Below are 13691 nucleotides of genomic sequence, written 5' to 3' on the forward strand. Positions count from 1 at the left end.
ACACGTCCCTCACCGGCGTGGTGATCGGCACAGGCATATATCTTGATGATTGAGATACTTCTCGATCGAGAGAGTGGGCGGCCAAGGTCCGCCCGCGCTGGATGGGGCGTGAATGAGCAACGTGCGACGACCGGTCCGATGGCTGGTCCCCCTGGCCCTGGTGGTGGTCTGTCTGGGCCTCGGAGGAGCCCTCGGTCCCTACGCGGGCAAGCTGGGGGAGGTCTCGACCAACGATCAGGCCGCCTTCCTGCCGCGCAGCGCGGAATCGACGCGGGTCGTCGAGGAGCAGAAGGCGTTCCGCCGGCAGGAGACCCTGCCGGCGATCGTCGTCTGGACCGTCACCGGCGGAGGCGGGATCACGACGGGGCAGCAGGCCGCCGCGACGCGTTCGCTGCTGTCCCTGGCCGGTGAGGACGGCGTGGCGGGCAGGCCCTCGCCGGCCCTGCCCTCGGCGGACCGGCTCGCGTTGCAGGGCGTCGTCCCGTTGCGGGTGGACCTCGGCGAGTCACTCCCCGAGGTCCTCGACTCCGTCAGGCGCGCCGCCGCCGAGGTGCCCGGCACCCGGGTCCAGGTCGCCGGGCCGGCCGCCACGCAGGCCGATCTCGGCGACGCGTTCGCCGGCATCGACGGCCTGCTGCTCGGCGTCGCGTTGGCCGCGGTCCTGGCCATCCTGCTGCTGGTCTACCGCAGTGTGCTGCTGCCCCTCGTGATCATCGTCAGCGCGGTGTTCGCGCTCGGGGTCGCCTGCGCCCTCGTGTACGTGCTGGCCGACCACGACCTGGTGCGCGTCGACGGCCAGGTGCAGGGCATCCTGTCCATCCTCGTGATCGGCGCGGCCACCGACTACGCGCTGCTGCTCACGGCACGCTTCCGCGAGGAACTCGCCACCGGGGACGACCGGGTCCGTGCGGCGCGGGCGGCGGTGCGCGGCTCGCTCGGGGCGATCACCGCCAGCGCCGCGACCGTCGCCCTGGGCCTGCTCGCCCTCCTGCTCAGCGACCTCACCAACAACCGGGCGCTGGGACCGGTCGGTGCCATCGGCATCGTGTGCGCCGCGCTGACCGCGCTCACCTTCCTCCCCGCGGTGCTCGCCCTGCTCGGCAGGGCGGCGTTCTGGCCGGCGAAGCCCCGGTCGGCGGACGCGAGCACGGGGGGCCACGGGATCTGGCGCCGGGTGGCCCACCGGGTCGACCGGCGACCGCGCCCGCTGTGGACGGGGACCCTCGCCCTGCTCGCCGCCGGTGCGGCCTTCTTCCCCGCCCTGCAGGCCAAGGGCGTGCCCCTCGACGAGCTCTTCGTCGGGGGTGCCCCGTCCGTCGCCGCGCAGCAGACGCTCGGGCGCCACTTCCCCGGCGGCTCGGGACAGCCGGTCGTGATCATCGCGGACGCCGCGGAGCTGACCCGGGTGGCCCGGGCCGCGTCCACCACGACCGGAGTGGCCTCCGCCCGCGCCGTCGGGGCCTCGGAGCAGCCGGGCGCTCGGCCGCTGGTCGTGGACGGCCGCGTGCGCGTCGACGCCGTGCTCACCGACGCGCCCGCCGGCGACGCGGCCAAGCGGACCGTCCAGCGGCTGCGGGAGAGCGTCCACGCGGTCGATCCCGGCGCGCTCGTAGGCGGTTACACGGCACAGCAGTACGACACCCAGCGCACCGCCGAGCACGACCGGACCGTGATCGTCCCGGTCGTGCTGGCGATCATCCTGGTCATCCTGATCGTGCTGCTGCGCTGTCTGCTGCTGCCGGTCCTGCTGGTCGCCACCGTGGCGCTCACCTACCTCGCCACCCTCGGTGTCGCGGGCCTCGTCTTCCAGCACGGCTTCGGCTTCTCGGGCACGGACGCCTCCGTCCCGCTGTACGGGTTCGTGTTCCTCGTCGCGCTCGGCGTCGACTACAACATCTTCCTCATGTCGCGTGTGCGCGAGGAGACCGTGCGCTTCGGAACCCGCCAGGGCGTGCTGCGCGGGCTCGTCGCCACCGGGGGCGTCATCACCTCGGCCGGAGTGGTCCTGGCGGCCACCTTCGCCGCGCTCGTCGTGATCCCGCTCGCGTTCCTCGCGCAGATCGCCTTCATCGTCGCCTTCGGGGTGCTGCTCGACACGGTGGTGGTGCGCTCGCTGCTCGTGCCCGCACTGGTCCGGGACATCGGTCCCGCCGTGTGGTGGCCCGGCCGCCTCGCCCGCAAGGACGACGGCGAGCGGGCGGCCTCCACGGCGCCGGTCGAACGGACGGGGGCGGGTGCGCCGCGGCAGCCGTGAGCCGACGGCTCGCCGGTCGTGTGCGCGAGGGCGGTCCGGGCGACTGGCGAGGCGGATCCGGGGTAACCGGCATCAGGCGTGTGCACGACAGCCCGGGAGGGGGAGCATGGAGACGGCGAAGCAGTTGCGCAAGCTGAGGACCCTCTACGCGTGGGGTGCGGCCGCCTGGACGGCGTGTCTGCTGCTCGGCGCGGTCGCGGGCGGATCGACGACCCGGCAGACCGTGGTGCTGCTGGGCCTGCTGGCCGTGTTCCTGACCCTGGTGCTGTGGACGACCTGGTGCCTGTGGGAGGCCGGTGCGACGGCCTCGGGCCGTGCGCGTGGGGCGCATACCGGTGCTGTGCGCGCGGCGCATGCGGGGGGTGTGGGCGCGGTGCGACCGGGCGTGCGGGCGGCGAGGGCGCAGCGTCCCGACGGTCCGGCCGGGTTCGCGCGGCGGGACCGGGTAGGCGAGGGGTGACCGAGGGAGGACCACCATGACGACGTTCGTCATTTCGGTGCCGGGCACGTTCATCGGCGGCGCGGACACCGGCGTGCGGGACGAGCTGGCACGCGCCCTGCGCCCGGCCGACCCGCACCGCACGCACCTGGGCTCCGCGGAGGACATCGACGTCCTCACCGTCAACGACGACGGCACCTTCACCGTCCGCCTCACCGTCGAGGCGGGCAGCGGCCCCGAGGCCGAGGGCAAGGCCCGCCGGCTCGCCGAGTCCGCCCTGACCGCGGTGGGCCTGGACGACAGCGCCGCACCCCTGGGCCCGGCCGTGGTCACGGGGATCGACACGGGGGAGTGAGCCGCCCCCCCCGCCCGCCGCCGGCGGACACGCCGCGCGCCGCGTCACTCGTTCGCGTGAAACAGCGCCCGCGGTCGTCCGTCGGCGCATGGCGGGCCCTTCCCGGGGGATGACCCCGTCGGCAGTGCAAGCCGAGGGGGAGGGGCCCGGACATGAACGACATCGTCTTCGCCGCCGACTTCGCCTCCGAGGAGCAGTGGGTCGCCGGGCGCTCCTGGGCCTACCCGGACGGCGGCCCCACCAACCCGGGCGACGACAAGCTCGACCACCTCACCGCGGATCCCGGCCACTCCCGCGGCGGCACCTTCCGCGCCACGCGGCGGCCCGACGGCCTGTGGGACACGGGCCTGCTCACCACGGAGGAGAGCCCCGAGGGCTTCACGGTGCGCACCGGGGACCGCCTCGACACCCGCGTGCGCCTGCCCGTCGGCGTCGGCGCCTGGCCCGCGATCTGGACCTGGCGGGACGGCGGCAACGAGGTGGACGTCTTCGAGTACCACCCGGACAACCCCGACCTGCTGGAGCTGAACAACCATGTGCGCCCCGCCGGTCGCTACGTCCACGACGACGCCGTGCGCCCCGGCGGCGTCGTCGACCTGAGCGTCACCTTCGGCAGACGGGACGTCGTCTGGCGGCTGAACGGCCGCCAGGTGTTCGCCGACGGCCGCGGCGTCGGCTCGCACTGGCGGGCCCACCTCATCGTCAACCTCTCGGTGTGCGCGGGCCGTTACCACCCGCCCCCCGAGGACTCCGTCGACGAACTGTCGTACGTGGTGGAGAGCCTGGTCGTGCACCGCACCGGGTGACGACGCCTTGGGGAGCACCGCCGCGAGGCCGTCGTGATCGCGCTCGGTAGGGTGAGGGCCACCGACCCAGGAGACGCCCCGTGCCCGCCCGCCCCCGTGTGCTGTACGTGACCGACCTCGCCTACCAGGCCCGCGGCCGCCGCTACTGCGACGAGGACATCCTCCTGTCGTCGCGGCTGCGCGAGGACTTCGCCCTCGCGCTGTGCCACCCGCTGGACGCCACCGCCCTCATGGACGCGTACGACGCGGTCGTGGTCCGCAACAGCGGGCCCGTGCTGCACTACCAGGAGCAGTACGACGCCTTCCGGACCCGCGCCCTCGCCCGCGGCACCCGCGTCTACAACCCGCTGACCGGCCGGGGCGACATGGCCGGCAAGCAGTACCTGCTGGACCTCACGGCGGCCGGATACCCGGTCATCCCCACCGTGGACCGTACCGAGGACCTCGGCGCGCTGCCGCCGTCCGAGCAGTACGTGGTCAAGCCCAAGGCGGGCGCCGACTCCATAGGCCTCGCCGTCGTGCCGGGCGACCGGCTGGCCGCGCAGCCCCAGGGCGACGTCCTGATCCAGCCCCACGTCGACTTCCGCCACGAGGTGTCGTTCTACTTCGTCGACGACGCCTTCCAGTACGCCCTGTACGCCCCCGACCCCGAGCGGCGCTGGGTCCTCGAGCCCTACCGGCCCACCGACGAGGACCTCGCCTTCGCCCGCCGCTTCATCGACTGGAACACCCTCGCGCACGGCATCCAGCGGGTGGACGCCTGCCGCACCCGCGAGGGCGACCTGCTCCTCGTGGAGCTGGAGGACCTCAACCCCTACCTGTCCCTGGACCGGGTCGGGACGGCCGCGCAAGACGCCTTCGTCCGCGCCATGACGGCCTCGCTGCACCGCTTCCTGGACGCGCCGGCGGCGCCCTGAACCGGCGCGCCCGCGCGCTCAACCGGGAAACCGTCCCGTGGAGCGCAGCCGCCAGCGGCGCTCCGCGTACGCGAGGTCGTCCCGCCACAGGCGGCCCGCCGCGGCGCGGACCAGCGGCCGCAGCAGCGGTGCGGTACGCCGCGCGACGGCGAAACCCCGGCGGTCCGAAGCGGCCAGCACCGCCTCGACGACCGCTGTGCGCGGCCGGCCGCGTTCGTCCACGCCGAGCGGGGTGGCGTGCGTCTCCACCACCGATCCCTCGCCCTCGCCCCGGGTGAGGTGCATGACGACCGTGCGTGGCTCGGGGGCGGTGAACACCGCGCGCACCGGCACCACCAGCCGCCCCGCGACCTTGAACGACACGTCGACGGTGAAGGCGTCGTCGCCGTCCGCGCCGTCCTCGGGAGCCCCGACCACGGTCAGGTCGACGAACGAGTACGGGTGCAACCAGGCGCCGTGCCAGGGATCCAGCCGGTTCGCGACCACGTCCTCGGGCTCGCACACACCCGTGCCGGTGTACACCGCGGTCAGGGCCCGCTCGCGTTCGGGCCGCCGCGGCACGAACGGGGCATCGGTCGGCGCCTCCCCGCCGGCCGCGTCCAGCCGCACCCACACCAGCACGCCGTCGTCGTGCACCGGCAGCGGCGACCAGCCGGCGTACGGCCTGCCGTCCAGCGCCAGCCCGTGCCAGTGGCACACCAGCGTGCCGCAGCGCACCGGACTGTCCCGCAGCGGCGCCCCCAGATGCGGGCACACCCCGGGGCCGCCCACCAGCCGGCCGTCGGCGCCGCGCCAGACGACGACCTCCTCGCCCGCGACCGTGCGCGCCCACGGGCGGTCGCCGCGCACGTCCCGGGACGCGCCGACGACGTACCAGTTGCCCGACGGACGCGCCTGCGCGCGCTTGAGCGCCTGCGCGATCACCGCGGGCTTCGCGTCGCGCCAGGTCGGCCGCTGACGCTCCCACGGCACGGCACCGCGGCGCAGCGACAGGGGGATGTGACGGGGACTCACGCGACCTCCTCCGGGACGGACCGGCCCGCCCGTACGGGCACCACGGCCGGCAGGGACACCCGCGCCGGGGCCGGCGGCGACGCGGGCCGGCCCCGGGCGCGCAGCCGGGCGAGCGCGACCCGGGTCAGCCCGTCGGCGGCCACCACGGCACGCTGCCGGCGCGGGACCACGGCACGGCGGTGCAGCACCGCGTACCCGTCCCGGGCGACGGCGTCGAGGATGCCGCCGTACAGGACGAACGCGGTGCGGATGCAGGGGCGCGAGACCGGGTCGAGCATGCCGATTCCCGGCGCCGCCTCCCGGTACACCCCGCGGGTGAGCGCGGCGAACTCCCGCAGCGCGGCGGTGATCCGGTGGTCGGAGCAGCCCGAGTCGCGGCTGCGGCGCAGCAGCTCCCGGTCAACGCCGTGCGCGGCGAGCAGGTCCGCGGGCAGGTAGACCCGGCCGCGGTCCAGGTCCTCGCCCACGTCGCGCAGGAAGTTGCTCAACTGGAACGCGACCCCGAGCGCGGCGGCGTGCGGCGCGGCCTCCTCGCGCGGCACCACCGTGCCCAGCACCGGCAGCATCTGCAGACCGATCACCGCGGCGGAACCGTGCATGTAGCGGCGCAGCGCGGCATAGGTGGGGTAGTCCGTGACGGTGAGGTCGCTGCGCATGGCGGTCATGAAGTCACGGAAGTGGGCGTGGTCGATGCCGTAGCGGCGGGCGGTGTCCGCGAGGGCGAGCACCACCGGCTCGTCGCTGTACCCGTCGCGCAGCCCCCTCGCCAGCGCGGCCTCCAGCCGTGCCAGCGCCGCGTCGCGGCCGGCGGTGTCCGCGGCCGGGTCGAGCGAGTCGACGATGTCGTCGGCCCAGCGGGCGAAGCCGTACAGGGCGTGCACGGCGGGCCTGCGGGCGACGGGCAGCAGCCGGGTGGCGAGGAAGTACGTCCTGCCGTGCCGCGCGTTGAGCTCCCGGCAGTGGCGGTACGCCGCGCGCAGCACCGGGTCGCCGATGCCCGCCGCGTCCAGTTCCCGCACGGTCATACGGTGCTCTCCTTCGACGGGGCCGGGCGCCGCGGGCGGGTGCCGGCCGGGGCCTTCGGTCCGGTGACGCGGGCGGCGGCGAGCTTTCCCGAGAGAAGCACGGTCGGCACGCCCACGCCCGGGGTGGTGCCGCAGCCGGCGAGGACCGCGTTCTCGGTGCCCCGCACCAGGTTGCGGGGCCGGAACGGGCCGGTCTGGGCGAAAGTGTGGGCCGCGGAGAAGGGGGTGCCCGCGGCGTGTCCCTGGGCCTGCCAGTGGGCGGGCGTGACGAGGCACTCCTCCTCGATCGCGTCCTCGATGCCGTCCAGCCCGCGCCGCTCAAGCTCCCGCAGCAACGAGGCCCGGTAGCGCGGGGCGAGGTCGCTCCACGCGGCGGCCCCGGGGCCGATGTCGGTGTTGGGGCAGGGCGCGAGGATGTAGTGCAGGTGCCGGCCCGGCGGGGCGAGCCCGGGATCGGTGGCGGTGGGGCGGGTGACGAGCAGCGAGGGATCGCTCATCAGCCGCCCGCTGTGCGTCAGTTCGTCGAACGTGGTGCGCCACGCCGCCCCGAACGACAGCGTGTGGTGGGCCAGCCACGGCCAGGTGCGGTCCGTGCCGGCGTGCAGCACCACCGCGGACGGGGAGTGCCGCAGCCGCACCGGGCGCCGGGGCCGGCGGCCGAGCAGACGGTAGGCGACGGGCAGGTCGGGGGTGAGGACCACCGCGTCGCAGGGGATGCGGTCCTGGTCGGTGACGACCGCGGTGACGCGCTGACCGGACCGTTCCAGCCGCAGCACCTCCTGCCCGAACCGCAGGTCGGCGCCCGCGCCGGCGGCGGCGTCCGCCATCGCCCGCGGCAGCGCGTGCATGCCGCCGCGCGGGAAGTACACCCCGGCGACGGTGTCCATGTAGGCGATGACGGCGTACGCGGCCAGGGCCCGGGCCGGTGGCACCCCCGCGTACAGCGCCTGGAACGAGAACACCCGGCGCAGCCGCTCGTCGTCCAGGAAACGGCCGATACGGGCGTCCAGCCGGCCGAAGCCGCCGAGCGCCGCCAGCCGGGCCAGGTCGGCGTTGAGCAGACCGAGCGGCGAGTCGAAGTTGGCGTCCAGGAAGCGGCCCATCTGCGCCCGGTACAGCTGCTCCAGCCAGGCGCGCAGCCGCAGGTACCCGGCCGCCTCACCGGCACCGGCGAACCGTTCCACCTCCGCGGCCATGGCGTCCGCGTCCGTGTGCACGTCCAGGCTGCTGCCGTCCGCAAAGCAGGCCCGGTACGCCGGATGCAGCGGGAGCAGCTCCACCCGCCGGTACAGGCTGTCGCCGACCGCCGCGAAGGCCTCCTCGGCCAGGTCCGGCATGGTCAGCACGGTGGGCCCGGTGTCGAGGAGGTAGCCGCCGAGCCTGCGGCGTCCCGCCCGGCCGCCGGGGAGGGCGTCCCGTTCGACGACGGTGACCCGGCGCCCGGCGCCCAGCAGGTGCAGGGCGGCCGCCAGTCCGGCGAGGCCGGCCCCCACGACCACGACGTGATCGGTACGGCCGGGCAGGGTGCGGGTCATCGCCGGCCCTCCCCGCCCCGCGCCGCGTACCCGGTCTGCCCGGGACCGCCCCGGCCGCCGTCGGCCGCCGAGCGGAGCAGCACCCGCAGCCGGCTCCCGGCCTCCGGGTCCAGCGGCGCCGCATCCAGATGCCGCAGCCCCCGCGCGACCAGCCGCCGGACCTTCGCCTCCACCACGGCCCGGGCACCCGTGGCCTCCAGCACCTTGCGCACCTCGTCGAGGTCCGCGTCCGTCAGCCCGGCGTCGCCCAGCGAGCCGTCCAGCACGCTCAGCGCGCGCTCGTCGCCGGCCGTCACGGCCCGCGCCCGGGCGAGGGCCGTGAGATACGTCGGCTTGCCCTCGCGGATGTCCGAACCGGGGCTCTTGCCCGTCCGCCGCGGGTCGCCGAAGACGTCGTCCAGATCGTCCCGCAGCTGGAACGCCACCCCCACGCAGCGACCTGCCGCGTCCAGCGCCCGCAGCGTCTCCTCCCCGGCGCCGGCCAGCGCGGCACCCAGCGCCAGCGGGCGCGCCACCGAGTACAAGGCGCTCTTGAGCGAGGCGGTGCGCAGCGCACGCGGCAGGCCCGGCGAGCCGGTGACCTGACCGTGCACGTCCAGGTACTGACCCGCCACCATCTCGGTGCGCATGTCGCTCCACAGCCGCCGCACCACCGGGGCCGTCGACGGCGCCAGGGGCGTCTCGGCGACCAGGTCGTCCGCCCACGCCAGCGCCAGATCGCCGGCCAGGATGCCGGCCGCGTCCCCGAACCGCCCGACGCGCCCGGCGGGGGCCGACCCGGCGTACCGGGCCCGCAGACCGGCGTGCAGGGCGGGCCGGCCCCGCCGTACCTGCGCGCCGTCCATCACGTCGTCGTGGACGAGGGCGCAGGTCTGCAGCAGTTCCAGCGCCGCGCCGACCCGCAGGGCCGCCGCGGCGGTCGCCGGATCGCCGCCGCCGCACGCGCGCAGGGACCACCACAGCAGCCGGGACCTGGTGCGCTTGCCGCCGGTCCGGGTGAACTCGGCGACCCGGACGGCGAGGTCGGTGGCGAACAGCTCGTCCACGGCGCGGGCGCGGGCGACACGCTCGTCGAGGACGCCGTCGAGGACCCGCCCGACGGCGGCGGAGACATCGGCGTCGACCCGGCGCACGGCGCGGGCGTCCCCGGGCAGCACGGCTTCCGCCTCGTCCGCGAAGAGGCCGTCACCGTCCCCGGCCGCGTGGACGGCGTCCCCCGCCTCGTCGTCGGCGGTCTCGCCGTCCACCCCGTCCGGGCGCGTCCGTCCGGGCGATCCCGGCAGGGGCACCAGGCGCGGGACGGGCGGCGGCGCGGCGCCGTGGTGTTCCTTCGCCTGAGTGGGACTCATCCCGCTTCCTCTCGTCGTGATCGCGATGCACTCCGTCGCCACCTGCTTCGGCCGGTGTGCGGGACACGGATGCGGCATCGGCCGGCGCAGTGCGCGGCGGCCACCGCGCACTGTCCTTTCCCCGGGGACCACCGGGGCGCGGCAGGCCACCCGCACACGAGTGACCCGCATCCGTAAGGGCACACGGGCGGGAAGAGCGGCCGGTGAGCGGGCGGACGAGGCACGGACGAGGAGGAGGCGCGGTGCGGGAGGCGGACGCGGAGGTGGCGGTGATCGGGGCGGGTGCCGCCGGGCTGTCCCTGGCCCACCGCCTGAGCGGGCCCCTGCCGGGGCAGCGGACGCCGTCCGTGGTGCTCCTCGACGCCCCGCCCGGCCCGCTGCGCCCCCCGCGCCGCACCTGGTGCTTCTGGGAGCGGGGGAAGGGGCGTTTCGACGCCGCCGTCACCGCGCGCTGGGGGCGGCTGCGGGTGCGTCCACCCGGGGGGCGTCCGATCGAGGACGCTCTCGCCCCGCTGCAGTACAAGATGATCCGCTCCGACGACTTCGAGAGGCTGGTCGGCCGGGACCTGGCGCACAGCCCGAACGTGCGCCGCGTCGAGGCCGCCGTCGAGTCGGTCGAGGAGGTGACGGGCGGCGCCCGGGTGCACCTGCGCGAGGCGGACGGCACGCCCCGCGCCCTGTACGCCCGCTGGGTCCTCGACTCCCGCCCCCTGGGCAGCCTGCCGGCCGCGCGCACCACCCTGCTCCAGCACTTCCACGGCTGGTTCGTTCGCACCTCCCGGCCGGCCTTCGACCCGGACGTCGCCGACCTCATGGACTTCCGTACGCCGCAGCCCGCCGCCGGCCTGTCCTTCGGCTACGTGCTGCCGACCGGAGGGCGCGAGGCGCTCGTGGAGTACACCGAGTTCTCGCCACGCACCCTGTCGGCGAGCGCCTACGAGGCGGCCGTACGCCACTACGTGACCGACGTGCTCCGGCTCGGCGACGTCGAGGTGCTCGCCACCGAGACCGGGGTGATCCCGATGACGGACGCCCCGATCGCCCGCCGCACCGGCGCGAGCGTCTTCCGCATCGGCGCCGCCGGGGGAGCCACCCGCCCCGCCACCGGGTACACCTTCGCCGGGCTGCAGCGGCAGACGCGCGCCGTCGCGGCCGCACTGCGCCACGGGCGCCCACCGCTGCCGCCGCCCGCCCACTCGGCCCGCTCCCGCGCCATGGACGCCGTACTGCTGCGGGCGCTCGCCAGCGGCCGGGTCGACGGCCCGGCCCTGTTCAGCCGGCTGTTCGCCGAGGTGCCCATGGCGAGGCTGCTGCGGTTCCTCGACGGGGACACCCGTCTGCACGAGGACCTCGCCATCGGCCTGCGCACACCGATCAGCCCGATGCTCCGCTCGGCACTGGAACTGCCCGCGCTGCCCCGCCGCCCCTTCGACTGACCGCCCGCCCTGCCTCCCTCCCTGCCACCGAGCCACCGAACGCCCTTCCGCCCTTGGAGACCGCATGACGCTGCTGCGCGACGAGGACCTCGCCGCCGCCTTCGACCACGCCTCCCGCAGTTACGACGCGCTGGTGGCCGCCAACCCCGGCTACCACGCCCACCTGCGGCGCTCGGTACGCCGGCTCGGCCTGCCCGGGCACGGAGAGGGGCTGCGCCTGCTCGACCTCGGCTGCGGCACCGGCGCCTCCACCGCCGCACTGCGCTCCGCCCTGCCGGCCGCGGACATCACGGCCGTCGACGCATCCGCCGGCATGCTGGAGAGGGCCGCCGCCAAACCCTGGGCGGACGGGGTGACGTTCGTGCACGCACCGGCCGAGCGGCTGGCCGAGGCGGGCGTCACCGGCCCCTTCGACGCGGTCTTCGCCGCCTACCTGCTGCGCAACGTCGACGACCCCGACGTCGTCCTCGCCCGGGTGCGCGACCTGCTGGCACCCGGCGGACGGCTCGGCGTGCACGAGTACACGCTCAGCGGCCGGCGCGCCGACCGCGCGGTGTGGACGCTCGTGTGCCGGGGCGTCGTGCAGCCCGCGGCGACCGTCCTCGGCGACGGCGCCCTCTACCGCCACCTGTGGCGCAGCGTCGTCGAGTTCGACACCGCGGGCCGCTTCGCGGACCGGCTGCGCGCGGCCGGGTTCGCGCAGGTCCGGGCCCTGCCTCTGCCGGGCTGGCAGACGGGCATCGCCCACACCTTCGTCGCCTCCCGCCCGCGGGACGGGCGGCACCCGGAGACCGAGCGGCACCCGGAGCGCGCCCACCGCCCGGACACCGTGCGGCCCCTGGGCAGCGTGCCCCGTCCGGAGGCCGGGCGATGACCGGTCAGGCACGTCCGGCGGCCGCCCGGCGCGGGCGGGACCGGCAGGCCCAGGTGCTCCCCGGCCCCGTGGGCAAGCGGCGCCCCGACGGCCCCCGGCCCACGGTGGCCGTCGTCGGCGGCGGCATCGCCGGACTCGCGGCGGCCACCGCGCTGGCCGAGCGCGGCGTGGCCGTCACACTGTACGAGCGCGAGCCCTACCTCGGCGGGCGCGTCGGCGGCTGGCCGACCCGCCTGCGCGACGGCAGCGCGGTCACGATGAGCCGCGGGTTCCACGCCTTCTTCCGCCAGTACTACAACCTGCGGGGACTGCTGCGCCGTACCGATCCGGCGCTGGAGCGGCTCACCGGTCTGCCCGACTACCCGCTGCTGCACGGCAGCGGTACCCGTGACGGCTTCCGCCACATCCCGCGCACCCCGCCCTTCAGCGCCCTCGGCTTCGCCCTGCGCAGCCCCTCCTTCGGGCTGCGCGACCTGCGGGCCCTCGACCCGGTCGCGGCGCTGCCCCTGTTCGACGTGCGGGTGCCCGACGTGTACACCCGCCTCGACGGCGTCAGCGCCCACGACTTCCTGGACGCCGTCCGCTTCCCCGCCAAGGCCCGTCACCTGGCCTTCGAGGTGTTCTCCCGCAGCTTCTTCGCCGACCCGCGGCAGCTGTCGGCGGCGGAGCTGGCGCTGATGTTCCACATCTACTTCCTCGGCTCCGCCGAGGGCCTGCTGTTCGACGTGCCCAGCGCGCCCTTCCCGGCCGCCCTGTGGGACCCGCTCGCCGACTACCTGCACCGGCACGGGGCGGTCATCCGCACCGGCACGCCGGTCGAAGAGGTCGCTCCGACGCCGGACGGCCGCCACCTGGTCCGTACGGGCCGGGACGAGTCCCGCCACGACGGCGTCGTCCTCGCCCTGGACGCCGCGGGGCTGCGCTCCCTCGTGGCCCGCTCCGGCCGGCTCGCCGACGCCGCCTGGCGCGCACGCCTGGCACGGCTGCGCACCGCCCCGCCGTTCCTGGTCACCCGCCTCTGGCTGGACCGGCCCGTGGCCCCCGACCGGCCCGGCTTCCTCGGGACGAGCGGCTTCGGCACGCTGGACAACATCAGCGTCCTGGAACGCTGGGAGGACGAGGCCGCCCGCTGGGCCGCGCGCACCGGGGGGTCGGTGGTGGAACTTCACGCGTACGCCGTACGGCCGGAGTCACCCCGCGACGTGGAGGAGAAGCGGCTCGTCGGCCAACTCCACCGCGTCTACCCGGAGACACGCGCGGCCACGGTCGTCGACAGCCGCCACGAGTGGCGCGAGGACTGCCCTCTGTTCCCGGTGGGCGGCTACCTGGACCGCCCCACCGTGCGCACCCCGGATCCCCGGCTGATGGTGGCCGGCGACCTGGTGCGCACCCCTCTGCCCGTGGCCCTCATGGAGCGGGCGGCGACCACCGGATTCCTGGCCGCCAACGCGCTGCTGCAGCAGTGGGGCCTGGCCGGCCAGACGCTCTGGACGGTGCCGGACCGTGGCCGCAGCGCCGTGCTGCGGGGACTGGCGCGGTGGAGGAGCGGGTGAACCGCCCCGTGGGAGGGAGATGGGGGAGGCGGAGGCGGAGGCCGGGGGTCCCGCCCGCTCCGGACGTCAGACCGGGTGCGCAATCGGGGCGATCCGCCCGGTGCGCCGCCTCTCCTCCCGGCGTCTGCGCGCCG

The 13691-nt window shown here is 75.9% G+C and carries 12 protein-coding genes; 8 read left to right on the forward strand and 4 right to left on the reverse strand.

Features of this window, described 5'->3' with window-relative positions; all coding sequences use genetic code 11:
* Positions 1-112: 112 nt before the first annotated feature.
* The 5 genes from ACF1AL_RS27245 to ACF1AL_RS27265 all read left to right on the forward strand — a co-directional run bounded on the left by ACF1AL_RS27245 (position 113) and on the right by ACF1AL_RS27265 (position 4771).
* Positions 113-2254, forward strand: a complete 2142-nt coding sequence (locus ACF1AL_RS27245) for an MMPL family transporter (RefSeq protein ID WP_391827787.1) — start codon at positions 113-115, stop codon at positions 2252-2254.
* 106 nt (positions 2255-2360) lie between these two features.
* Positions 2361-2714 (forward strand): hypothetical protein, encoded by a 354-nt coding sequence (locus ACF1AL_RS27250; protein WP_386915954.1) that lies wholly within the window; start codon positions 2361-2363, stop codon positions 2712-2714.
* Positions 2715-2730: 16 nt separating this feature from the next.
* A complete protein-coding gene (locus ACF1AL_RS27255; protein ID WP_366837826.1) occupies positions 2731-3048 on the forward strand; it encodes a hypothetical protein in 318 nt (105 codons plus the stop codon).
* Between the two features lie 152 nt (positions 3049-3200).
* A complete protein-coding gene (locus ACF1AL_RS27260) occupies positions 3201-3854 on the forward strand; it encodes a beta-glucanase (RefSeq protein ID WP_391827789.1) in 654 nt (217 codons plus the stop codon).
* A gap of 80 nt (positions 3855-3934) precedes the next feature.
* Positions 3935-4771, forward strand: coding sequence for a hypothetical protein (locus ACF1AL_RS27265; RefSeq protein ID WP_391827791.1), 837 nt, complete (start codon positions 3935-3937; stop codon positions 4769-4771).
* Positions 4772-4789: 18 nt separating this feature from the next.
* Here ACF1AL_RS27265 and ACF1AL_RS27270 read toward each other — a convergent pair whose 3' ends face one another.
* From ACF1AL_RS27270 to ACF1AL_RS27285, 4 genes are read right to left on the reverse strand one after another with little or no spacing between them, the layout of a single operon-like run.
* On the reverse strand, positions 4790-5785 hold the full coding sequence (locus ACF1AL_RS27270) for a DUF5914 domain-containing protein (RefSeq protein ID WP_391699522.1): 996 nt from the start codon (positions 5783-5785) through the stop codon (positions 4790-4792).
* Complete coding sequence (locus tag ACF1AL_RS27275; protein ID WP_391827793.1) at positions 5782-6810, reverse strand: phytoene/squalene synthase family protein; 1029 nt, start codon at positions 6808-6810, stop codon at positions 5782-5784. Before ACF1AL_RS27275 ends, ACF1AL_RS27270 begins: the two co-directional genes overlap by 4 nt.
* On the reverse strand, positions 6807-8345 hold the full coding sequence (gene crtI, locus ACF1AL_RS27280; protein ID WP_391827795.1) for a phytoene desaturase family protein: 1539 nt from the start codon (positions 8343-8345) through the stop codon (positions 6807-6809). The genes ACF1AL_RS27275 and crtI overlap by 4 nt, the downstream gene beginning before the upstream one ends.
* Positions 8342-9694, reverse strand: coding sequence for a polyprenyl synthetase family protein (locus ACF1AL_RS27285; RefSeq protein WP_391827797.1), 1353 nt, complete (start codon positions 9692-9694; stop codon positions 8342-8344). The genes crtI and ACF1AL_RS27285 overlap by 4 nt, the downstream gene beginning before the upstream one ends.
* 242 nt (positions 9695-9936) lie before the next feature.
* Here ACF1AL_RS27285 and ACF1AL_RS27290 point away from each other — a divergent pair, with 242 nt between their 5' ends.
* From ACF1AL_RS27290 to ACF1AL_RS27300, 3 genes are all read left to right on the forward strand, one after another.
* The gene (locus ACF1AL_RS27290; protein ID WP_391827799.1) at positions 9937-11130 is read left to right on the forward strand and encodes a lycopene cyclase family protein; all 1194 of its coding nucleotides are present in this window, start codon (positions 9937-9939) and stop codon (positions 11128-11130) included.
* A 64-nt stretch (positions 11131-11194) separates the two neighbouring features.
* The gene (locus ACF1AL_RS27295) at positions 11195-12004 is read left to right on the forward strand and encodes a class I SAM-dependent methyltransferase (RefSeq protein WP_391699512.1); all 810 of its coding nucleotides are present in this window, start codon (positions 11195-11197) and stop codon (positions 12002-12004) included.
* Positions 12001-13557, forward strand: coding sequence for an FAD-dependent oxidoreductase (locus tag ACF1AL_RS27300; protein ID WP_391699511.1), 1557 nt, complete (start codon positions 12001-12003; stop codon positions 13555-13557). Before ACF1AL_RS27295 ends, ACF1AL_RS27300 begins: the two co-directional genes overlap by 4 nt.
* The last annotated feature ends 134 nt before the right edge of the window (positions 13558-13691 follow it).

It is taken from the genome of Streptomyces sp. NPDC014801 (assembly GCF_043082085.1).
Taxonomy (GTDB): Bacteria; Actinomycetota; Actinomycetes; order Streptomycetales; family Streptomycetaceae; genus Streptomyces.